The following is a 22582-nucleotide window of genomic DNA, read 5'->3' as shown; positions in this document are numbered from 1 at the left end:
CTGCCCTCAGGAGAGAGCCGCCTTCAGCGCATCGAGGTGCGCGTGACTCGCGCGCACCGCCGCATCCGGCTTCCGCTCCGCGATCGCCCCGACGACGGCGACGTGCGCGTCCTGATCCTCCCGCTCCGAGGCCGTCGGCCGGATGCGGAGCATCTCGATCATGGTGCGCCGGACGCGAGGCACGAAGCCGTCGAAGAGTTCGACCAGCACCTCGTTGTGCGATGCCACGACCATCGCCCGGTGGAGGGCCATATCTGCATCCACATGCTCCTCCATGCTCTGGCCGGGCGCCGTCCGCGCGTCGAGCGCACGCCGGATGGTGCGCAGGTCTGCGGGCGTGCGACGCCGGGCTGCCAGCATCGCGGCCTCGACCTCGATCGCCGTACGCGCCTCGATCACGGTCACGATGTCGGCACGCCGGAGGACGTCACTCCACTCGTCGGGAACGTCGAGGGCTATGACGTAGACACCCGACCCCTGCCGTGAGTCGAGGATCCCGCTCCCGGCGAGTCGTCGGATGGCCTCGCGCACGGTGGAGCGGCCGACGCCCAGTTGGGCCGCGAGGGTCGTCTCGCCGGGGAGCTTGGCCCCGAGAGCCCACTCCCCCGCACGCACGCGCGTCAGAAGCAAATCCGCCGCCTGGTCGGCCAGCGGCGTGCGCAAGACCTGAGCCATCTAAACTCCTCCACTTGTCTGAGGACTATGGTAGCGTCCTCGACATGTCCATCCTCGGATTCCTTCTTCTTCGCCGCCACGGCGGGGCGTAGCCAGACCGGCTCCCCGTCGTGGAGCCGAACCTGCGCCGGTCTGCATCACCCCAGACCTGAGGATGCCCGATCATGACCACCACCCCCACTCCCGCCTGGAACCGACAGCGCCCTTCCGGCATGCCGTCGCACCGCTACCGCGACGCCTACTCGGGCGTCGAGGTACCTCTCACCGACGCGGAGCGCCGCTGGCCGAACCGGCGGATCATCGCTGCCCCGCTGTGGGTCCCCGTCGATCTGCGCGACGGGAATCAGGCACTCTCCGAGCCGATGGATCCCGCGCGCAAGCGCCAGTTCTTCGAGCTCATGGTGCGCATGGGCTACACGGAGATCGAAGTCGGCTACCCGTCCGCGTCCCAGACCGAATACGACTTCGTGCGCCTCATCGCCGACTCCGACATCGCGCCCGACGACGTCACGATCGTCGTGTTCACTCCGGCGCGACGCGATCTGATCGAGCGGACCGTGGCATCGATCCGCGGCATCCGCAACGAGGTCGTCATCCACATGTACACCGCGACGGCGCCGGTCTGGCGTACGACCGTGCTCGACAAGGACCGTGCCGAGCTGCGCGAGCTGATCCTCGCCGGCGGCAGGGATGTGTGGGAGCTCGCGGGCCACCTGCCGAATGTCCGTTTCGAGTTCTCGCCCGAGGTGTTCAACCTCACGGAACCCGACTACGTCATCGAGGTGTGCGACGCGATCACCGAGCTGTGGCAGGCGAGCCCGGAGCGCCCCGTCATCCTGAACCTGCCCGCCACCGTCGAGATCGCCACCCCCAACGTCTACGCCGACCAGATCGAGTACATGCACACGCACCTCGCCCGCCGTGACGGGGTGATCCTCTCGGTGCACCCGCACAACGATCGCGGCACCGGCATCGCCTGCGCCGAGTTGGCCGTCCTCGCCGGTGCCCAGCGCGTCGAGGGGTGCATCTTCGGCAACGGCGAGCGCACGGGAAACGTCGACATCGCGACTCTCGCCCTGAACCTCCACGCGCAAGGCGTCGACCCCATGATCGACTTCTCCGACATCGATGAGATCCGCCGCACGGTCGAGTACTGCAACCGCATCGACGTGCATCCGCGCCATCCGTATGTCGGCGACCTCGTGCACACCGCGTTCAGCGGAACGCACCAGGATGCGATCAAGAAGGGCTTCGCCGAGCATCGAGCCCGCGCGCAGGCCGAGGGGCGCGACGAGCGCGATATCGCCTGGCGGGTGCCCTACCTGCCCATCGATCCCGCCGACATCGGACGCAGCTACGACGCGGTCATCCGCGTCAACTCGCAGTCCGGCAAGGGCGGCATCGCCTATCTGGTGGAGACCGAGTACGGCGTCGTGCTCCCCCGTCGCCTTCAGATCGACTTCTCGCGGCACGTTCAGCAGCACACCGACAGCACGGGAGAAGAGGTGACGGCCGACGAGATCTGGTCGCTGTTCAGCGACGTCTATCTGCACGACCTGCGCACGAGCATCGCACTGTCGATGGTGCACATGGATGAAGCGACCGGCACGACGGAGGTCATCCTGCACCTCGACGACCGCCCGCACCGCTCCACGCACATCGGCCTCGGACCCGTCGAGGCGGCCGTGCGCGCGCTGGGCGCGTGCGGGATCGAGCTGGAGATCCTCTCGCTCCACCAGAGCTCGCTCACGTCGGGAGCGGATGCCGAAGCGATCACCCTCGTCGAGTACCGCGGCCCGGACGGGCCGGCGTGGGTCGCGGGACGCGATCGCTCCAGACTCGTGGCCACCCTGCAGGCGGTGGCCCGCGCCGCGGACCGGACGTGCGCCGGCGCCCGCGCCCGCGCCGAGACAACACTCCGCGCGCGGCTCGGCACACCGAGGGGGTGATCGTCACCTCAATCCCCCGACGTCTTCTACCACGGACGGGGGATGCCCCGAGAAGGGCCGAGCGTCAGACTGGCCGTATGGTGCACGTCGTCGAACCGCCGCTCCCGCGTCTGATCCCGCCGCCGCCCGCGTGGGTCCGAGACCTCGTGGCGGCCACACTCATCGCGGCGTTCGCACTCGCTCCGTTCCCCGGTGGAGAGTTCCGCGCATCGACGCCATTGACCTGGGTACTCGTCTTCCTCCCCGCGGTACTCCTTCCTGCGCGACGCCGATGGCCGCTCCCCACGCTCGCGGCCAGCACGCTGATCTATTGCACGCTGCTGCTTCTGGGCGTGGTCTCCGGAGGCGCGGCACTGGGCGTCGGAATCGCGATGTTCGGCGCCGCGAACCGAACGTCACGCCGCAGCACGTTCATCGCCGTGCTCGCGGCCGAGCTCGCCGTCATCGGCTCGAGCATCATCGCCTCTCTCGGGTCAACATTCGACCCTCGCACCGTGCAGGTCGCCCTGGTGATCGCCTTCGCCGGAGCGGTGGGAGATGCGACGAAGTTCCGCCGCGAGTATCTCCAGGCCATGACGGAACGAGCGATCCGGGCGGAGGAGACAAGGGAGGTGGAGGCGCGCCGACGGGTGAGCGAGGAACGCCTGCGGATCGCGCGCGACCTCCACGATGCCGTCGCTCACCAGATCTCGGTGATCAGCCTCAACGCCGGGGTCGCCTCGGCGAGCCTCGAGACACGGCCGGACAAGACGCGTGAGGCGCTGGCGACGATCCGGACGGCGTCTCGGACAGTGCTGAGCGAGATCGGCGGGCTGCTCGCGATGCTCCGCACGGACGATGAGGATCACCAGGCACTCGCCCCGCAGCCCGATCTCTCGGACCTTGATCGCCTGGTCGCCTCGTTCGTCAAGAACGGCCTCGAGGTCGGGGTGCGTGACGACAGTGTCCCTGCCCCTGTTCCCTCAGCCGTCTCGCGCGTCGCCTATCGTGTGGTGCAGGAAGGTCTCACCAACGCGTTGAAACACGGGTCACAGCGTCGCGCGCACGTCCTCATCGAGGGCGGCGCCGAAGAGCTCCGCGTGGTCGTGACGAATCCTGCGATCTCTCCCGATGACACGAATCAGCGCGCAGGATTCGGTTTGATCGGCCTCCATGAGCGTGTCACCTCCGCGCGCGGCGCCCTCACCTCCGGGTGGACACCGGGTGGTTTCCGCCTCGCCGCCACACTCCCCCTGCCCTACGGATCTGCGTCGTGACGACCGTCCTCGTCGTGGACGATCAGGCACTGATCCGCGCCGCGGTTCGGGATCTCCTGGATGCGGATCCCGGAATCGACGTGGTCGGAGAGGCGGCAGACGGACACGAAGCCGTCGCGCTGGCGAGCGAGCGACACCCGGATGTGGTGCTCATGGACATCCGGATGCCCGGGATGGATGGAATCGCGGCCACAGCGGCGATCTGCGCGGAGTCGTCGATGATGCTCACGCGGGTCCTGATTCTCACCACCTTCGAAGAGGACGAGTACCTCGTCAGCGCACTGCGCGCGGGGGCGAGCGGGTTCATCGGCAAGGGCGCCGAGCCGGAGGAGATCGTCCGTGCCGTCAAAGCGGTCCATGCCGGAGAATCCCTCCTCTCGCCGACGGCGACACGGACCCTCATCACGCGCTACGTCCTGCCCCGAGAACCAAACACGGTCGTCTCCGGCGACCTCGCGAACCTGACCGGCCGTGAGCTCGAGGTTCTCGTGCTCATTGCGCGCGGACGATCCAACGACGAGATCGCGGCGGATCTGTTCATCTCCCCGCACACCGCGAAGACCCACGCGAAGCGCATCATGACCAAACTGCACGCCCACGATCGTGCGCAGCTTGTCATCTGGGCGTACGAGAGCGGACTGCTCGTTCCCGGTAACTGAGTCGCGTACCCCCTGAGAGGTAGGGCAGGTGTCCTCGTCCGGGGGACGCGCCGTCGGGCCTCCCCGACGAGGCTGAGAGCATGACTTCTCCCGCATCCGCTGCCCCCGTCGCAGCGACGACGCCGACCGCGCGGCGATCCGTCCTGCTCGTGTTCGCCGGACTTCTCGTTGCGATGCTGCTTGCGTCGCTAGATCAGACGATCTTCTCGACGGCTCTTCCGACGATCGTCGGCGAGCTCGACGGGGTCGACCACATGTTGTGGGTGACGACCGCCTACATGGTCGCGGCGACCATCATGATGCCGATCTATGGCAAGCTCGGCGACCTCATCGGACGCAAGTGGCTGTTCATCGGCGGCCTCGCCCTCTTCCTCGTCGGTTCGACGATCGGCGGACTCGCCACCGACATGACGGGGCTCATCGTCGGCCGGGCTGTGCAGGGCTTAGGCGGAGGAGGACTCATGATCCTGTCGCAGGCCATCATCGCGGATGTCGTCCCCGTGCGTGAGCGCGCCAAATACATGGGCGTCATGGGTGCCGTCTTCGGTCTGTCCAGCGTCATCGGCCCGCTCCTGGGCGGCTGGTTCACGGAGAGCGTCGGCTGGCGGTGGGCGTTCTGGATCAACATCCCGCTCGGTCTCGTCGCCATCGCCTGCGCCTGGGTCTTCCTGCGCACCCCTCGCAGCCGCAGCTCCTTCCGATTCGATCTGTGGGGCACCGTGACGATGGCGATCGCTGTGACCTCGATCATCCTGACCACGTCGTGGGGCGGCAACACCTACGCATGGGACTCACCCCAGATCTTCTGGCTGATCGTGATGGCCACCGTCTCTGCGGCGCTGTTCGTGCTCGCCGAGTACAAGGCATCGGACCCGCTGATCCCGTTGAAGCTCTTCCGCAACCGCAACTTCGTCCTGGCCACCGTCGCCGGTTTGTTCATCGGGGTCGCGATGTTCGGTACGCTCGCGTACCTCCCGACCTACCTCCAGATGGTCACCGGCGTCAACGCGACGGTCTCCGGGTTCATGATGATCCCGATGGTGGTCGGTCTGATGCTGACGACCATCAGCACGGGGCAGATCGCCTCGCGTACCGGACGCTACAAGTGGATGCCGCTCGCGAGCATGGTCGTCGTCGCGGGCGCACTGTTGCTGATGTCGACCCTCACCGTCGACACCCCGCTCTGGCTCATGATGACCTACCTCTTCGCTCTGGGCGCGGGAATCGGTCTGGGCATGCAGATCCTCGTGCTGATCGTGCAGAACGCGTTCCACGACTCCGAAGTGGGCACGGCGACCGCATCCAACAACTTCTTCCGCGAGATCGGAGCCTCGCTGGGCAGCGCGATCGTCGGCTCGGTGTTCGCGAGCCGGCTGACCCAGCTGCTCACCGAGCGGCTGGCGGGAGCGGATGCCGGCACGATCGCCGGCTCCACGAACTCGCTCACCCCCGCCGCGGTCAATGCGCTGCCCGTTGGGCTGCACGACATCATCGTGGGCGCCTACAACGACGCCCTGACCCCCGTCTTCCTTCTTCTCCTGCCGATGATCGGTGCAGGCTTCATCGCGCTGCTGTTCATCAAGGAAGTGCCCTTCCGAGCTACTCGCGACGAGTCGCGCGACGAGCACGACGACACCGTGACGACGGCGACAGCCGCTCTGATGGACGAGGTCGCGGAGGGCGCACGATGAGCGCGCCCCTGCTGTCGGTGGACAACGTCACGAAGACCTACGGTCGCAACCAGAACCGCTTCGATGCGCTGCGAGGGGTGACTCTCGACATCCGAGCCGGCGAGTCCGTCGCGATCGTCGGCAAGAGCGGATCGGGCAAGTCCACCCTCATGCATCTGCTCGCACTGCTGGACGAGCCCACGGCGGGCCGAATCACGCTCGAGGGAGCGGACACCCGTCGGCTGCACGGACGCGCGTTGAACAGAACGCGCAATCGCACGTTCGGGTTCGTCTTCCAGCAGTTCTTCCTCACCCCGAACGCCTCCGTCCTCGAGAACGTCATCCTCCCGATGAAGATCGCCGGGATCGGTCGCGCGGAGCGCAAGCGACGCGGCATGGCGGCGCTTGCGCAGCTGGATCTGGCCGACAAGGCGAAGAACAAGGCGACGAATCTGTCCGGCGGTCAGAAGCAGCGCGTCGTCATCGCGCGCGCGCTGGTGAACAACCCCCGAGTGATCTTCGCCGACGAACCGACCGGCAACCTCGATTCGACGACCGGCTCCGTCGTCGAGGACATCCTGTTCGCTCTCAACCGCGAGCACGGCATCACCGTGATCGTGGTCACCCATGACGAGGATCTCGCCGCACGGTGCGACCGCCGCATCCACATCAAGGACGGCCAGATCGTGGCCGAGGAGGTGCCCGCATGAGAACCGCGGATCTGATCACCTCGGCGATCTCGAACACGTTCCGCTCGAAGACGCGGACCGTGTTGACGATCCTCGCGATCTTCGTCGGCGCCTTCACTCTCACCGTCACGAGCGGGCTCGGCACCGGCATCAACCGCTACATCGACGACACCGTGGCATCCATCGGCGCGAATGACGTGATGAGCGTCACGAAGAGCTCCACGAGCGGGAGCGGGCTGTCAACGGGCCCGACCGAGTACGATCCTGACGCGATCGCCGCGAGCGCCGCAGGGCCCGGCGCGACGGTCACCGCGCTGACGGATGAGGACATCACCGTGCTTCGCGGAATCAGCGGCGTCGAGGACGTGTCGGCGAACAAGTCGATCGACGCGGAGTACATCCAGCACGCCGATGGCAAGAAATGGGTCGTCAGCGTAGGGTCGCTGATCCCCGGGCAGGCCCTCCAGCTCGCTGAAGGCCGTGCTCCCGACGACGCCGCGACCGACGACGAGGTCACCGTGCCGGACTCGCTGGTGGATGCCCTCGGCTTCTCGGACGCGGCCGACGCGATCGGCGAGTCGGTCACCGTCGCCGTCGCCGACTCCGCACGCAGGCAGTACACGGTGGAGGCGACGATCACCGGCGTGACCGAGGAGACCCTCGTCGGCACCGGATCGAGCATCACGCCGAACGCGGCTCTGTCGGACGAGCTGTTCGCACTGCAGAACACCGGTCTGCCCGCCGATCAGCAGGACCGCTATGCCAGCGCCAGCGTGCGATTCGCCGCGCACGCGTCATCGGAGCAGATCGACGAACTGAAGCAGGCGCTCTCCGACGCGGGGTATACCGGCACGACCGTCGCGGACCAGCTGGGAACCTTCAAGACCGTGATCGACGCCATCGTGCTCGTGCTGAACGCCTTCGCGGTCATCGCCCTGCTCGCCGCGAGCTTCGGGATCGTCAACACCCTGCTGATGTCCGTTCAGGAACGTACACGAGAGATCGGGCTGATGAAGGCGATGGGCATGGGCTCCGGACGCGTGTTCACCCTGTTCAGCATCGAGGCGGCGTTCATCGGGTTCCTCGGCAGCGCCATCGGCGCCGGCATCGGCATGATCGCGGGAACGGTGATCAGCGGTGCACTGTCCAGGGGACTCTTCGCCGATCTGGCCGGGCTCCAGCTCATCGCCTTCGATCCGCTCTCCATCGTCACCATCATCCTCGTTGTGATGGCCATCGCCTTCCTTGCGGGCACCCTGCCGGCGGCGCGAGCCGCACGAGCAGACCCGGTGACGTCTCTGAGATACGAGTAGCAGCGGCCCGTCACCGCGAAGCGGCGAAGAAGGCGAGCTCGTGACGAGCGGATGCCAGGAATGCGTCGCGCATCGCGGCTCGGGTCGCCGCATCCGCCGTCGCCGCGGCCCGGGCCACGATGTCGATCGCGCGGCGCGTGGACTGGGCAAAGACCGGGTCTGCGTAGGTGTCGAGCCAGGAGCGATACGCGTGCCCCTGGTGCGAGCGCGCGTGCAGCCGCTCCCCCACATCCTGGTAGATCCAGTAACAGGGCAGCAGGGCTGCGATGAGGACGCGATAGTCGCCGCGGGCCGCAGCCGCCAGCAGGTGATCGAGGTAGGCCGTCGTCACCGCGTCGGGGCGCTCACCGAGCCCGGGCTCACCAGCGAGCCAGTGCTCGTGCAGCTGCAGCTCGCCCACGATCGCGCTCTGCGCGCTTCCGGCCCAGAACGCCTGCTCCGCCGAATCCGGGGCGAGACGGGCGGCGTCAGCGAGCACGCGGGCGTAGTCGCGCAGGTACAGCGCGTCCTGGGCGAGATAGCCGAGGAACGCCTCCCTGCCGAGCGTGCCGTCACCGAGGCCGCGCACGAAGGGCAGGTCGTCGATCTCTGCGCGGATGCCGGCGATGTCCTCCCACCACGCGGTCTCCACCTCCGGCACGGTCGGCCGGGTGTCGAGACCACCACGCTCCCAGAGTCCCGCGAAGTGGCTGATCGGTCCGTTGCCGGACCCGACGCGAAGCTCGGCGCCGTGACGGATGCTCTCGCTGAGCCACCGTTTGGACTCCGCCGTCGCGCGTGCCCATTCGTTCGTCGCGGCGGCGCGGGTCGCGACGGCTGAGGATAGTGAGCACCCGGTGCCGTGCGTGTTGGGCGTCGGGATACGGAGGCCGGGGAACTCGGTGGCGACAACCGCGTCGTCGACGATCTCCACGAGAGCGTCTGGAAGTCGCTCACCCGACAGGTGGCCGCCCTTGGCGAGCACGCGTACGCCGTGCGCGCGGGCGACGTGAGCGGCCTGGGCGAGCACCTCCTCCCAGGTCGTGGCCGCGGGCGAGCCCGCGAGGATGGCGAGCTCGGGAATGTTGGGGGTCACGAGGTCGACATCGGGCAGAAGCCGTCGCAACGCCTCTTCCGCATCCGCATCCAGCAAGCGATCGCCGCTCGTCGCGACCATCACCGGGTCCAGCACCACGATCGGCGGTCGGACCCGGCCGAGCCAGGCGGCTACCGTCTCGATCACCTCCATGGTGGCGAGCATGCCGATCTTCACCGCATCGATGCTCACGTCGTCGGAGACCGCGTCCAGCTGCTCGGAGAGGAAAGCGACCGGCGGCACGTGCACCGAGCGCACGCCGTGCGTGTTCTGCGCAACGAGGGCGGTGACAACGGCCATCCCATAGCCGCCGTTCGCGGCGATGCTCTTGAGGTCGGCCTGGATGCCCGCGCCTCCTGTCGGGTCAGTGCCGGCGATGCTCAGCACCCGCGGAACGGCGCGTCCGGCGCTCATGCCGCATCCCATTCCGCACGCAGCATACGAGTGGCGCCGCCGGGATCGCTCGCACCGCAGATGGCGGAGACGACGGCCGCACCCGCGGCGCCGGCGCGCCGAAGCGGCCCGATATCGGCGGCGGTCACACCGCCGATCGCGACCGCGGGCAGCACGCTCTCCGCGACCAGCCGCGCGAAGAACGCGTGACCCAGCGGCGGCGGGGCATCTCGTTTCGTCGTGGTCGTGTGGAGCGCGCCGATGCCGACGTAGTCCACGACGCCGCTCTCGGCTGCCGCCGCCAGCTCCTCCGGCGTCGATGCGCTGAGACCGAGGATCGCGTCGTCGCCGACCAGCGACCGGACGACGCGCGGCGGCAGGTCGCTCTGCCCGACGTGCACCCCCGACACGCGAGCGCCCGCCTGGCGGGCCGCGAGGAAGACGTCGACGCGATCGTTGACCACCAGCACGACGTCGTCCGGGAGCACCTCCGAGACACGCATCGCGGTATCGAGGAACTGGCGAGCGGAGGACTCCTTCTCACGCAGCTGCACCGCGGTCGCGCCGTTCACGGTCGCCTGTCGCACGACCTCGACGATGTCGTGACCCGCTGCCGCAGCGATGCCGGCATCCGTCACGAGATAGAGCGAGAGGTCCGCGTTCACGCGATCACCGCCCGCGTGCGCAGCGTGACGGCGTCGAGACCCGCGAGAGCGTCCAGGAACGAGGCGGCGAAGCTCCCTGGCCCCGACGAGCTCTCGGCTGCGACCTCCGCGGCCACGTTGTAGACCGTCACCGCGGCGACCACCGCCGAGAAGCGGTCCTCGTGCGCGCCCGCGAACGCGGCCATCACTGCACCGAGGGCGCAGCCACCGCCGGTGACCCGCGTGAGCAGGGCATCGCCGTTGCTCAACCGCGCTTCGCGATCGCCGTCGGTCACCACGTCCACCGCGCCCGACACGGCGACGACCGCGCCGGTCGCCTCGGCGATGCGCCGGGCGGCGGCGACCGCATCCTCGACACCGTCGGTCGCGTCGACTCCGCGGCCTCCCGCGCCCGAGCCGTCGAGAGCGATGATCTCGGATGCGTTGCCGCGCACGACGCTCGGCCCTGCCGCGACAAGTTCGGCGGCGAGCGCGGTGCGCACCGACAGGACGCCGATCGCCACGGGGTCGAGCACCCAGGGAGTACCCGCATCCTGTGCGGCCGCCACGGCCTCCCGCATCGCCTCCCGCTGCTCCGAACCGGGTGTGCCGAGATTCACCAGCACACCCGAGGCGATGCGCGCGAACGGCCCCGCCTCGTCGGGGATGTCGACCATCGCCGGCGCAGCTCCGAGGGCGAGCAGGACGTTGGCGGTGAAGCCCGTGACCACCGCGTTGGTCAGGCACTGCACGAGAGGGCTTCGCTCGCGCACCGCCTCCCGAGCCCGGATGCTGGATTCGATCAGGTTCTCTGGCGCGCGCGTCATGTGCGACATCCCTCCGCTCGTACTGACGAGATCAGGTTCGACGGGTGTGATCTCAGCCCCGTGGGGCACCCCGTGTCGTATGTGTGGGTCCAGGTTAGCCGAGCCGGCGCTGGAGATGGAGGATCGGATGCGGCTGCCCCTCGCCATCCACGGCCGACCGTGCCACCTCGACGAACCCCAGCGCGGCGTAGAAGCGCCGTGCGCCCGGGTTCTCCTCGTTCACGTCGACTCGCAGTGGAGCCGCTCCCTCGGCGACGCGCGCGACGAGCGCCCTACCGACGCCGCGTCCGTGCCTGGCGGGGTCGACGAAGAGCATCTCGATGGCACCGTCGCCGCAGCCCAGGAATCCGATGATCGTGTCGTCCTCGACCGCGACCCATACCTCCGGCATCTGCGAAAGGTAGACGCGCAGCTGCTGCTCGTAGAGGTCGACCTCGGCCGAGGTCAGGAAGTCGTGCGTCGCTTCGACCGCCGACCGCCACACCTCCACGAGGCGCGGATGATCGGATGCTGCAGCAGGGCGGCTGAGCACCGTCATGATCGCTCCTTGTTCTTCTCGTCCGTTCGCGGAGGTCGGGCGGCGAGCGCCTCGATGACACCGATCATGTCGAGTTCGCCCCACCCCGCGTCGACGGCTTCCTCGTACAGTCGCCTGCTCGCGGTGATCAACGGATGCGCGGAGCCCGCCGCGCGGGCTGCGTCCTCGGCGAGCCTGGCGTTCTTGAGCACATCGGCGATCGCCGCCTGCGCCGACAGGTCGCCGTCGGCGAGCTTCTGCGCCTTGCCGCGCGACACCGCCGACGCCATCGGGCCTGCGGCGAGCACCTCTCGGAGCACACCGAGGTCGGCGCCGGCACGTTCGGCGAAGTGGATCGTCTCGGCAAGACCGGTCACCATCGTGATCAGATACGTGTTCACCGCGAGCTTCATCGTCAGAGCCTTCGGGATGTCTCCGCACCGGAATGTCTGCGCGCACATCGCTTGGACGATGGGTTCGACGTGGGCCAGCGCGTCGGGCTCCCCCGCGAGCATTCCCACGAGCGTTCCCTCGATCGCGGGACCCCGCGATCCCGAGACGGGCGCCTCGACGTACCGGCCGCCCGCCGCGGCGACGTCGTCGGCCAGTGCCTGAGAGAAAGCGGTCGTGAACGTCCCCATCAGGACGACGGTTCGGTCGGCCACCAGCCTGCCGAAGTCGTCCGTACCGCGCCCGAGCACGGCATCGACCGCCGGCTCGTCACGCAGCATCAGGATGACCGTCTCGGCCGCGGCGAAGACTCCCGCGACGTCCGCGGCGGCCCGCGCGCCGTGCGCAACCAACTCGTCTTGCGGTGCCGCCGACCGCGCCCAGACGACCACGTCGAACCCCGCCCTGACGAGATTCGTCGCCATGGGAACCCCCATGATGCCGAGCCCGATGAATCCGACGGTCCGTGCGCTCATTCCTGTCCCTCCCGCGTGTCCATCCTGCCCGCACCGCGCATGGAGCGGGTCTCATCGAGCACCTCGCGCACGGCGCACTCCCGCCACAGCCGCGACCAGTGGTCTGCACTCAGATCGCGGGGCAGCGCGTCGGGGGCGATTCCTACCCCATCCAGTCGACGTCGCGCGGCGGGTCGGGGCATCCGACCGGCCGCCGCAAGGATCGCCGCCATGCCTCGCCCTCGGGCGGTGAAGACATCGCCGACGAACCGCTCATACGCGCGCCTGTCGGCATGCGAAACGAGAGGCGCGGGGCGACGAGTGATCGCGAGAAGCCCGCCATCGACCGACGGCGCGGGGCGGAATGCGCGCGCCGGCACGCGCCCCTGCAGGGCGAACTCGAACCACGGTGCCGACTGCGCGGTGAGGAGGGTTCCGCCGCCGATCCCGGCGCGCTTGCGGGCGACCTCCCACTGGGTGAGCAGGATCGCGTAGCGCCACGTGGGTCGTTGCAGCAGTCGACGCAGGATCGGCGTCGTGAGGTGGAAGGGGATGTTGCCGGCGATGACAGGCGCGTCGAGCGGATGCCGCAGGACATCCGCGTGCTCGACCTGCACGGAGGGATGCGCGCGACGAAGGGCGACGACACAGCGCTCGTCGATGTCGATCGCGGTGAGTTCGCGGCCGAGACGTGCAAGCCCTGCGGTGAGTGCGCCGCCGCCGGCCCCGATCTCGAGGATCGGTCCCTCGGATGCTGCGATGAGCGAGACGATCCGGTCGATGGTGGGTGGGTGGACGAGGAAGTTCTGGCCGAGTTCGTGGCGGCCGCCGTGAACCGAACGGGTACGCATGAGCGCTCCAAAGGAAGATTCGGAGCACCCCGGTGAGCGGGTACGAAGAAGGACGCGCTGCCGGGGTGCGAGGACATCCCGGAAGACGGCGCGATCACGCGAAGATCAGCGACGCGCCGTCAGGCGCGGCGGTCGCGGACCGAAGAGACGAACGCCGTCATCGGCGCTGCGTTCAACGTTCCCATGCGCGCGAGTCTACCGGGCAGCAGGCGGACCGCATCCGTTGGGGACCGCAAGCCCGCACCGCCGATCGGTCCGCTCTGCCACGCTTGCCGGGTGAGAGCCTTCCGATGCCGCGTGTGCGGGAACCCCCTGTACTTCGAGAACTCCGTCTGCACGTCGTGCGGCACGTCGCTCGGCTTCTCCCGCGCCGAGGGTGAGATCGTTCCGGTCGACGGCACGGGCCGGTACGTGGATCGGTCAGGGGCGGTGTGGCACGTGTGCCGAAACCTCGACCTCTCCGGCTGCACGTGGCTGGCCCCGCTCGAAGGTGGTCAGTGCTCTGCGTGCGACCTCACCCGCGTACGCCCCAACGACGCCGACCTCGAGGGGCTTTCGCAGTATCCCGTCGCCGAACGAGCCAAGAGGTGGCTGCTCTTCGAGCTCGACCGGCTCGGCTTCGCCGTCATCGGGAAGGCCGAGGACCCCGAAAAGGGACTGTGCTTCGATCTGCTCTCGAGCGTGCAGGAGAACGTCGTCATCGGCCATGATGCGGGCGTCATCACGATCGATCTGGCCGAGAGCGACGACGCATACCGGGTGAAGGTGCAGAAGCAGCTGGGTGAGCCCTACCGAACCATGCTCGGTCACTTCCGTCACGAGGTCGGGCACTACTTCGAGTGGCTGCTCGTGGAGAGCACGGACCGCGTCGCCGAGGCGCGCACGCTGTTCGGCGACGAGCGCGCCGACTACCAGGCCGAGATCGACCGCCACTACTCCGAGGGGCCGCCGGCCGGCTGGCAGGCGCGCTACATCTCGACGTACGCGACCATGCACCCCTACGAGGACTTCGCCGAGACTTGGGCCCACTTCCTGCACATCACCGACACGCTCGAGACCGCCGACCAGTACGGGCTTGCCGTGTTCGTGGGAATCGACGCGTTCGCCACGTTCCGCGACGTCCTGACGGAGATCTGGATGCCACTGTCCACCGCACTCAACATGATCAACCGCTCCATGGGCAAGACGGACTTCTACCCCTTCGCCCTGCCGGACCCGGTGCTGGAGAAGCTCGACTTCGTCGCGTCGCTGCGGCCGTGACCGCGGCGGATAGGTGAGCACCCGACTCCGCCGCCGGAGCGGCCGAGCTCGCCGACGCCCGTCCCACGCGAGTCAGCCCCGGCCCGTCAGGACCTCGGACAGCGCCGGCCACGCTGCGGCGCGGACGAAGAGCGGGACGGAGGAGCGCGACGACACGTCCACTGTGACCACTCGACCTCCCGTGGACGACGCGCCGGTGCGAGCCTCGATCCACTCGCCCGCGGGAAGGTAGACGTCCCAGGCGGTCACGCCGGCCTCGAGCACCGGGGCGACGAGCAGGTCGGGTCCCAGCATCCATTGCAGCGGATGCTCCCACACCCGCGGATCGTCGGGGTGGTCGAAGTACAGCGGGCGCATGAGCGGCACCGACGTGTCGATCGTGGATGCGGCGGAGGCGGCCAGGTACGGGATCAGGCGCTCGCGCTGCTCGACGAGCCCGCGTACGTCGGCGATCACGTCGGCGTCACCCGTGCGCTCGGCGATGTTCCACGGCGTGCGGTCGTTGGAGGGCAGTTTGTGGTGGTTGAACTCCGAGTGGTACTGCATGATCGGCACGAACACGCTCGCAGCCATCGCCCGCACGTAGAGCTCGGCATCGGGAATCGGCCCGGAGAAGCCGGCGATGTCCCACCCCCAGTAGACGATCCCGCACGACGCGGCCGACAACCCCGCCAGCATCGACCAGCGGAACGCCTCCCACGTGGAGTTCTCGTCGCCGGCCCAGAACGCTCCGTGCGCCGCAGAGCCGGTGAAACCGGCGCGGCTGAACGTCACGGGTGCCTTGCCCGCCGACTCCAGGAGCCGGCCGTAAGCCGCGGCGTACGCCACGGGGAACCGGTTGTTCGACGCGTCGCCCGACGAACCGTCGAGGTATGCGAGGTCCTCACCCCACGCGTGCTCGCCGCCGTCGGTCTTGAAGCCGTCGATCCCCACCTCTTCGACCAGGTACCGACGCTTCTCGGTCCACCAGTCCGCGGCACGCTCGTCGGTGAGGTCGGGCATGAGGGAGAGCGGGAACCACCACCCACGATTGCGATACGGACGCAACGTCCCATCCGGCGCGGTCTCGCGGATCAGCACGTCCTGCGCGCGCGCGGCGCGCGCGTCGGCGGCGGCCTGCCCGGTCGGATGCGGGCGGAGCTTGAGCAGCGGGATCTGCCACAGGTGCACGCGCACGTCGTGCGCGTGCAGCGCGTCCACCATGCCCTTGGGATCGGGCCATGCCCCCTCGGCCGGGAACGTGAAGTCGGCCAGGCGCATGGGGCCGCCGTCCTCACGCACCCGGTACTCGGCGTCGCGGAAGATCGTGAAGCTCTTCTCGTCGCTCCACGCCTCGATCACCACGTTGCGCACGGGGACACCGTGCTCGCGGTGAAGAGCCATCTGCCGCTCGACCTCGGACTGCGTGTTCCACTCGTTGCCGCTGGCCCAGAGCCCGAAGACCCAGTCGGGCAGGGCGCGGGGACGCCCGGTCTCGCCGAGGAACGCGTCGAGCACCGCGGTGGGCGTGCCCGCATACAGCGCGAGCGAGAGCACCTCGCGGTCGGTGGAGGCGGCATCCACCTCGGCCTCGACCAACAGACGCTCTGGTGACGCCTCGCCGATGTCGAACCACACCCGACGCGACGTACGCACGTGGAACCCCCAGCCCTGCCCGCCCACGACGTGCGCGAACGGCATCGGCAGATACGTGCGCCGGTGCGCGCCCTGGCTCTTGTACTGCTCGAACACGACCGAGTCCAGGCGCGTGCCGCGGTGATCGAGCGCGTCGTAGCGCTCGCCGAACCCGGTGACGTGCTCGCCGGGTTCGAGCGGCAGCACGAAGCGCACACGGTGGACACGCTCGCCGTCGTCGAGGACCTCGATCCCGTCCTGCACCGCGACCGCGGACCCCTCGATCGCGAGCGTACCCGTGGGGGCGGGGCGCCATCCGGCGACGCGGGTCTCGAACCACCGCGTGCGCTGGATGCGGCCGTCCGCCCCGGTGGCGGTGAATCGGTAGCGCAGCGCGGTGTGCGCAGCCGGGGCGTCGAGCTCGACCTGCCAGCCCCCGGCTGCGCGGGCCGTCCGGGCCTGCGCCGAGGCGAGATGGCCGCCGTCGACGGCCCGGCCGCGGGACGAGCGTGCGACGCGCGTGAGCGGCACCGAGCGGGCGGACTCGCCGTCGACGTGCAGCTCGAGGATCACGTCATCGATGTCGCCGGACGTGCGCACACCGAGGCGCAGGGTCTCCCCCGCGACCGGCTGCACCGGACTGCGCTGCTCCGTGTCGTCGGAGTACGGATGCCCCGAGCCGGACGGGCGGTGGCGGATCATGCCGCGAGCTCCGCGCGGTCGACGCCGAGCTCTGCGGCGAGGCGCAGCACCATCGCATGACTCCACAACAGCGGCGTCGCGACCGGGCCCCACCGGTCGATCCACTCCTGGCGGTACTCGGGAGCGAGGAGGTGTCCGTCGACCTGCTCGGGCAGCATTCCCGCATCGTTGGCTGCGGATGCCGCCCACTCCAGCAGGCGCCGCGCCTCGGCGCGATCGCCGACCGCGGCGTACGCGAGGCCGAGGAAGCACGACAGCAGCGGCCAGCGGCCGCCGCCGAAGAAGGTGTCGGCGCGGAAGCGGTACACCCCGCCGTCGACCTCGAGCTGATCCGACACCGCGCGCAGTGTGGCCGTTGCGAGCGACGAGGACGGGTCGACGACCCCCAGCGGGGCGATGAGCGAGCTGAGGCTCGCGTCCACGGCATCCGAACCGATCCACTTGACGAGGTGCCCGTCGACCACGGCGTCGCGCTCGAGGCGCGCGGTCACGTCCTCGGCTCCCGCGCGGGCGCGCTCGGCGCGCTCGCCCGTGACCAGGCCCGCGTCGGCGGCTGCGCGCAGACCGGCCGCGATGCATCCGAGCGTCGAGCCGTGCACAGCCTCGTCGTGCTCCTCCCACCAGTCGTAGCACGGGCGCTCCCAGGAGCTGAGCAGGTACTCGACCGTGAGCGCGGCGGCATCGGCCCACCTCGCAGGGTCGATCGCGTGACGCTCGGCGTGCGCAGCGGCGGCCCACAACCACGTTCCATAGCCGTCGAGCTGGAAGTCCCACCAGTCGTCCGCGCCGAGCCCGCCGTCGAACGTGAAGCGCGCGGGAAGCATGAGCTCGTCCGGAAGCGGCGTACCTGCGTCGGCCGCCTCGACGATGTCGCGGATGCGGTCGGCGTGCAGGTTCACGACCATCGCGCACCAGTCGTGGAACGCGGATGCGGAGGCCACCTCGCCCGCCGCCGACGCACCGTCGGCGATGAACGATCCGTCGCGGAACCAGCAGTACCCGCGGTACGCCGAGAACGACGGTGAGGCGGGGTACGCGCCGTTGGGCTCCTGAAGCGAGGTGATGACGGCGCGAGAGCGGTCGAGGAGCGCGCCGAGGTCGACGCGGGGTGTCGTGGTCATGGGTCCGTTCCCTGGAAGTCGCGGTGACCGGGGGCGCTCGTTGCACCCCCGGTCAGAGGGCGGGGGTGTCAGCCGAGCAGCGGCGTGATGCGGCTCTCGGCATCGGTGAGCGCCTGCTCGACCGTCTTGCGGCCTGCGGCCGCCTCGGTCAGCTCCTCGGTGACGATGTCCTGCATTTCCGCCTGGCCGTCGCCGATCGAGGGCGCGAGGGCGACCTCTTCGAGCGACTCGAACACGGCCTGTCGGTTGGTCGGCGGCGTGATGTCGAGGTAGGCCGACAGGGCCGTCTCGTCGGCGATCGGCGGGAGCTCCCATCCGGCCTCCAGGCGCGTGTCGACCGTGGTCTTCGAACTCGTCAGGAACTCGGCGAACTTCGTCGCCGCGTCCTTGTTCTTCGTGCCGGCCGAGACGGCGACGGCGTTGGAGAACAGCGCGCTCGCGTGCTGCGTGTCGCCGGGCTCGACGGCGATGTCCCAGCCGATCGAGGCGTCGGCGAGCGTGCCGAACATCCAGATACCGCTGTGCCACATCGCCAGCTTGCCGCCGGCGAACAGGCCGCTGTCGAAGTCGGGGGTGCCTGCGCCCTGCTCGGCGGTCGGCATCGTCGTGCCGCTCTTGCCGACGAGCCACTCAGCTGCCGCGATCCCCTCTGGGCTGTTGAATCCGAGCTTGCCGTCGGCGGTCAGGAACTCCCCGCCCGCCTGAGCGACCGCCTTGTAGAACTCGTGGTACGAGATGGGCTGGTAGTCGCCCCACACCCCGGCGGCGGTGTCGGTGAGCTTCTCCGCCGCGGCCTTCTCATCCGCCCACGTCCAGTCCGACGTCGGGTATTCGAGGCCTGCCGCATCGAAGAGGTCCGTGTTGTAGAACAGCACGACGTTGGAGAACGAGCTGGGCAGTGCGTACTGCGTGCCGTCGGTGGCGTACGCGTCGGCGAGCGAGGTCTGGTAGGCGCTCGTGTCGACGCCCTCGAGCGGCGCGAGCACCCCGCTCTGCTGGTATGCGGCGTAGTTCGCGAACTCGATGTCGAACACGTCCGATGACGTCCCGCCCGCGAGGTCCGTCTGCAGCGCCGTGAAGTAGTCGGCGTACGGCAACGTCTTGACCTCGACCGTGATGCCGGAGTTCTCCGCCTCGAACGCGTCGACGATCTTCTGCAGGTTGTCTTCGTTGCCACCGGCCGAGATGAAGTTGGTGTAGGTGATGGTGACGGCTCCGCCGTCCGACGGCGTCGTCGTCGAGCCGGAGCATCCGGCCAGGGCGAGGCCGGCGACGGCGAGGACGCCGATCCCGGCGAGGGGTGCTGTGCGGTTCATGCGATATCTCCTTCGATATGGATGCGGGTGGGAGTGGTGCGGGTCATTTGATGCCGCTCGACGCGACGCCCTGCACGACGTAGCGCTGAGCGAACAGATAGATGGCGAGCATGGGAAGGATGCTGACGACGGAACCGGCCATCATCACGTCCCACTGGGTGGTGTACTGCCCCTGGAGCCCGGCGAGCGCGAGCGGAAGGGTCTTCAACTCGGCCGAGCGCAAGATGATGAGGGGCCAGAGGAAGCTGTTCCAGCTGTTCATGAACGAGAACACCGCAAGCGTGGCGAGGGTGGGACCCACCAGCGGCAGAACCACGGTGCCGAAGATGCGGAAGTGCCCCGCGCCGTCCAGCGTCGCGGCCTCGTCGAGCTCGCGCGGCACGGCGTTCATCGCCTGGCGCAGGAGAAAGACGCCGAACGCGCTCGCGACGCCGGGGAGCAGCACGCCGAGGTACGTGTCGACGAGCCCGAGGTCGCGCATCTGCACGAACAGCGGCACGATCAGCACTTGGATCGGGATCATCATGGTCGCCAGGTACAGCGCGAACACGACGCCGCGTCCGCGGAACGGCAAGCGGCTGAACGCGTAGGCGGCGAGCGCGCTGGTCACCAGCTGCAGCACGGCCGTGACGACGGCGAGTCCGATCGAGTTCGCGATGATCCGGGCGAACGGCAGCTCGGCGAACAGCGTCTGGTACGCCGAGAACGACGGCTCGTCGGGGATGAGCTTCGGCGTCGCATCCAGTCCCGCCCCCGGCGAGAACGACGTGGACAGCGTCCACAGGAACGGGAAGAACATCACGAGGGCGCCGAGGATCAGCACCGCGGTGAGCAGGCCGCGTCGGGTTCTCTCACGCATAGGTCACCCACCTCTTCTGCCCGACGATCTGCACGACGGTGACGCCGAGCACGAGGATGAACAGCATCCACGACAGCGCGGACGCTTCGCCCGCGGCCCCATAGCGGAAGGTCAGGTCGTAGATCTGCTGCACGACGACCGTGCTGGATCCCGCCGGACCGCCGCCGGTCATCGCGTACACCTGGTCGAACACCTGGAACCCGTTGATCAGCGAAATCACGACGACGAAGAACGTCGAAGGCGACAGGAGCGGCAGCGTCACGTTGAACAGGCGCCGCCACGGGCCTGCACCGTCCACCTTGGCCGCCTCGTACATCTCGGTCGGGATGGCCTGGAGACCGGCGAGCAGGATGATCATCACGAAGCCCAGGTCCTTCCACGCCGACGCGAGGATGATCGAAGGCATCGACCACGCCGGATCCGTCCACCACCCGGGGCCGTCGATGCCGAACACCGCGAGCGCGGCGTTGACGATGCCGACCGAGGGGTTGAGCAGCCAGCGCCATACGAGCGCGACGACGATCCAGCTCGTCACGACGGGCAGGAAGTACACGCCGCGCAGGATGTTCCGACCGCGCAGGCGCACGTTGAGCGCGAGCGCAAGTGCCAGTCCCCCGACGTAGACCAGCGGCAGGTAGCCGACGAGGTAGTAGAGCGTGTTGAAGAACGCGCGCTGCGTGGCCGGATCCTGGGCGAGGTGCACGTAGTTGTCGAACCCGACCCATTTCATCGGGGCGAGCAGGTTCCACTCGTGCAGACTCGTCCACAACGCCCCGAACATCGGATAGATCGTGAACATCGCGAGCGGAATGGCGCTGGGCAGCAGGAAGGCGAGGACGACGAGCGCGTAGCGCACGCGCCCCCGCCTGCGGCGCACGGGTGGAGTCTCGATCGCCTCGCGCCCCTCCTCGACGGGGAGCGGTCGGAAGGTCAGGGTCATGTCGGCTGACCGCTCTCGCCCGGCTCGGTCGCCCGGGCGACCGCGAGGCGCTCCCGAACGAGGCGGCCCTGCTCGCCGGAGCGCCCCTGGTCGTCGAACGGCGTGGACAGGACGAGGGATGCCGCACCCTGGGCCCAGCGGTCGTCCTGCCAGGTCTCGACGGCCACGGGCACGGCGCGGTTGCGCGGGATCAGGCCCGCGCGGAACGCCGGCTCGAACCCGAACGACCAATGCCGCCACGACTCCACACCTTCGCCGAGCAGGATCACGATCTCGGGGTCGACGACGTTCACGACGCCGGCCAGCACGCGTCCGAGCAGATGTCCGGCGTGGGAGAAGAGTCTCTGCGCACCGGAGTCGCCCGCATCCGCGAGCGAGCGCAGCGCAGCGATGCCGGCATCCGGACCGATCAGCGCCTCGTCGCGCGCGCGACGCACGAGCGCCGCCTGACCCACGAGGGCTTCCAGACATCCGTGTCCACCGCACTGGCAGAGCGGGCCGTCTTCCTCGACCGGGACGTGGCCGATCTCCCCGGCTCCCCCGCTGCGTCCGCGCAGCACCCGACCGTCGGTGACGAGTCCCGCACCGACGCCGGTGCCGATCGTGAGGACGAGCACATTCTCGTGCCCGCGCGCCTGTCCGTGCAGCGCCTCGGCGATCGCGAGCGCGTTGACGTTGTTCTCCACCAGGACCGGCAGATCGAGCTCGCGACGCAGCGCCTCGCCGAGCGGGACGCGCTGCCACCCGAGCTGCGTGGAGTCGACCGTCCCCACGGCCTGCTCGTCGACGTTGCCGGGCACGCCGACGCCGATGCCGAGCAGCGGCGCGCCGTCTCCCCCGCCGATGAAGGCACGGAGCTTCTCCCCCAGGCGCGTGATTGCCGTCCCGGCCGCCGCATCGAACGGCTCGGTGGCCGAGCGCACCACGGTGCCGTCGATCCCGACCTCGACGACCGTGATGTGGTCCGCGACCACCTTGACGCCGATCGCGCGTCCCGCGTCGGCCACCAGGCCCAGCAGGCGGGCGGGGCGGCCACCGCTGGACGGACTGTGGTCGAGCTCGACGAGCAGTCCGTCGGCGATCAGCTGACGCGTGTGCTGAGTGATGAGCGCGGGCGAGACGCCCAGTTCGCGCGCGAGGTCGGCGCGGGAGGTGGGACCGCTGCCGCCGATGAAGGCGAGCACAGCCGAGCGAGTGACATCGGCGCGGGCAGAGGATGACGGCAAGAGAACCCCTTTGTTCAGGTCTGAACGAACTCTAGAGCGGAAGTACGCTGGGCGTCAACTCGGTTCGCCGCAACAGCCTCCGCCGACACCGGCAGCCAGGCCGATACATACATGCTCTTGA

Annotated in this window: 20 protein-coding genes and 1 riboswitch; of the genes, 7 read left to right on the top strand and 13 right to left on the bottom strand. The window is 69.1% G+C overall.

What is annotated here, in order from left to right; translation table 11 throughout:
- Nucleotides 1-6: 6 nt before the first annotated feature.
- Nucleotides 7-675 carry a FadR/GntR family transcriptional regulator gene (locus ACYVJS_RS10815; RefSeq protein WP_460739952.1) on the bottom strand — a complete coding sequence of 223 codons (669 nt, stop codon included), beginning with the start codon at nt 673-675 and terminating at the stop codon, nt 7-9.
- A gap of 164 nt (nt 676-839) precedes the next feature.
- Between ACYVJS_RS10815 and ACYVJS_RS10810 the strand changes: the two genes are divergently transcribed.
- From ACYVJS_RS10810 to ACYVJS_RS10785, 6 genes are all read left to right on the top strand, one after another.
- Complete coding sequence (locus ACYVJS_RS10810) at nt 840-2624, top strand: 2-isopropylmalate synthase (RefSeq protein ID WP_460739951.1); 1785 nt, start codon at nt 840-842, stop codon at nt 2622-2624.
- Nucleotides 2625-2701: 77 nt separating this feature from the next.
- Nucleotides 2702-3880, top strand: a complete 1179-nt coding sequence (locus tag ACYVJS_RS10805; RefSeq protein WP_460739950.1) for a sensor histidine kinase — start codon at nt 2702-2704, stop codon at nt 3878-3880.
- Nucleotides 3877-4539 (top strand): response regulator, encoded by a 663-nt coding sequence (locus ACYVJS_RS10800; RefSeq protein ID WP_460739949.1) that lies wholly within the window; start codon nt 3877-3879, stop codon nt 4537-4539. The genes ACYVJS_RS10805 and ACYVJS_RS10800 overlap by 4 nt, the downstream gene beginning before the upstream one ends.
- A gap of 80 nt (nt 4540-4619) precedes the next feature.
- Nucleotides 4620-6230, top strand: a complete 1611-nt coding sequence (locus ACYVJS_RS10795; protein ID WP_460739948.1) for an MDR family MFS transporter — start codon at nt 4620-4622, stop codon at nt 6228-6230.
- The gene (locus ACYVJS_RS10790; RefSeq protein WP_460739947.1) at nt 6227-6919 is read left to right on the top strand and encodes an ABC transporter ATP-binding protein; all 693 of its coding nucleotides are present in this window, start codon (nt 6227-6229) and stop codon (nt 6917-6919) included. The genes ACYVJS_RS10795 and ACYVJS_RS10790 overlap by 4 nt, the downstream gene beginning before the upstream one ends.
- Entirely contained in the window at nt 6916-8211 is a 1296-nt protein-coding gene (locus tag ACYVJS_RS10785) for an ABC transporter permease (RefSeq protein WP_460739946.1), read from the top strand. Before ACYVJS_RS10790 ends, ACYVJS_RS10785 begins: the two co-directional genes overlap by 4 nt.
- Before the next feature lie 10 nt (nt 8212-8221).
- Here ACYVJS_RS10785 and ACYVJS_RS10780 read toward each other — a convergent pair whose 3' ends face one another.
- The 6 genes from ACYVJS_RS10780 to erm all read right to left on the bottom strand — a co-directional run bounded on the left by ACYVJS_RS10780 (nt 8222) and on the right by erm (nt 13423).
- Nucleotides 8222-9700 carry a bifunctional hydroxymethylpyrimidine kinase/phosphomethylpyrimidine kinase gene (locus ACYVJS_RS10780; RefSeq protein ID WP_460739945.1) on the bottom strand — a complete coding sequence of 493 codons (1479 nt, stop codon included), beginning with the start codon at nt 9698-9700 and terminating at the stop codon, nt 8222-8224.
- Entirely contained in the window at nt 9697-10344 is a 648-nt protein-coding gene (gene thiE, locus ACYVJS_RS10775; protein WP_460739944.1) for a thiamine phosphate synthase, read from the bottom strand. Before thiE ends, ACYVJS_RS10780 begins: the two co-directional genes overlap by 4 nt.
- Nucleotides 10341-11150, bottom strand: coding sequence for a hydroxyethylthiazole kinase (gene thiM / locus ACYVJS_RS10770; protein ID WP_460739943.1), 810 nt, complete (start codon nt 11148-11150; stop codon nt 10341-10343). Before thiM ends, thiE begins: the two co-directional genes overlap by 4 nt.
- A riboswitch (TPP riboswitch) is annotated at nt 11142-11233 on the bottom strand. Its footprint overlaps the gene before it by 9 nt.
- 11 nt (nt 11234-11244) lie before the next feature.
- Entirely contained in the window at nt 11245-11688 is a 444-nt protein-coding gene (locus ACYVJS_RS10765; protein WP_460739942.1) for a GNAT family N-acetyltransferase, read from the bottom strand.
- A complete protein-coding gene (locus ACYVJS_RS10760) occupies nt 11685-12593 on the bottom strand; it encodes an NAD(P)-dependent oxidoreductase (protein ID WP_460739941.1) in 909 nt (302 codons plus the stop codon). The genes ACYVJS_RS10765 and ACYVJS_RS10760 overlap by 4 nt, the downstream gene beginning before the upstream one ends.
- Nucleotides 12590-13423: a 23S ribosomal RNA methyltransferase Erm gene (gene erm / locus ACYVJS_RS10755; RefSeq protein ID WP_460739940.1), complete on the bottom strand. Its 834-nt coding sequence runs from the start codon at nt 13421-13423 to the stop codon at nt 12590-12592. The genes ACYVJS_RS10760 and erm overlap by 4 nt, the downstream gene beginning before the upstream one ends.
- Before the next feature lie 276 nt (nt 13424-13699).
- Between erm and ACYVJS_RS10750 the strand changes: the two genes are divergently transcribed.
- Nucleotides 13700-14683 carry a zinc-binding metallopeptidase family protein gene (locus ACYVJS_RS10750; RefSeq protein ID WP_460739939.1) on the top strand — a complete coding sequence of 328 codons (984 nt, stop codon included), beginning with the start codon at nt 13700-13702 and terminating at the stop codon, nt 14681-14683.
- Nucleotides 14684-14755: 72 nt separating this feature from the next.
- On the opposite strand, the gene ACYVJS_RS10745 is transcribed toward ACYVJS_RS10750, so the two are convergent.
- The 6 genes from ACYVJS_RS10745 to ACYVJS_RS10720 form a co-directional block, all read right to left on the bottom strand.
- Entirely contained in the window at nt 14756-16999 is a 2244-nt protein-coding gene (locus ACYVJS_RS10745) for a glycoside hydrolase family 31 protein (protein WP_460739938.1), read from the bottom strand.
- Nucleotides 16996-18120 (bottom strand): glycoside hydrolase family 15 protein, encoded by a 1125-nt coding sequence (locus tag ACYVJS_RS10740; RefSeq protein ID WP_460739937.1) that lies wholly within the window; start codon nt 18118-18120, stop codon nt 16996-16998. Before ACYVJS_RS10740 ends, ACYVJS_RS10745 begins: the two co-directional genes overlap by 4 nt.
- A 68-nt stretch (nt 18121-18188) precedes the next feature.
- Nucleotides 18189-19436, bottom strand: coding sequence for an ABC transporter substrate-binding protein (locus tag ACYVJS_RS10735; RefSeq protein ID WP_460739936.1), 1248 nt, complete (start codon nt 19434-19436; stop codon nt 18189-18191).
- A 43-nt stretch (nt 19437-19479) separates the two neighbouring features.
- Entirely contained in the window at nt 19480-20295 is an 816-nt protein-coding gene (locus ACYVJS_RS10730; protein ID WP_460739935.1) for a carbohydrate ABC transporter permease, read from the bottom strand.
- Nucleotides 20288-21235: a carbohydrate ABC transporter permease gene (locus ACYVJS_RS10725; RefSeq protein WP_460739934.1), complete on the bottom strand. Its 948-nt coding sequence runs from the start codon at nt 21233-21235 to the stop codon at nt 20288-20290. The genes ACYVJS_RS10730 and ACYVJS_RS10725 overlap by 8 nt, the downstream gene beginning before the upstream one ends.
- Nucleotides 21232-22461 (bottom strand): ROK family protein, encoded by a 1230-nt coding sequence (locus ACYVJS_RS10720; protein ID WP_460739933.1) that lies wholly within the window; start codon nt 22459-22461, stop codon nt 21232-21234. Before ACYVJS_RS10720 ends, ACYVJS_RS10725 begins: the two co-directional genes overlap by 4 nt.
- Nucleotides 22462-22582 lie beyond the last annotated feature (121 nt).

The organism is Microbacterium neimengense, assembly GCF_054782995.1.
The sequence above is the reverse complement of the archived record's forward strand: the minus strand, read 5'-3'. Positions and strand labels throughout refer to the sequence as shown.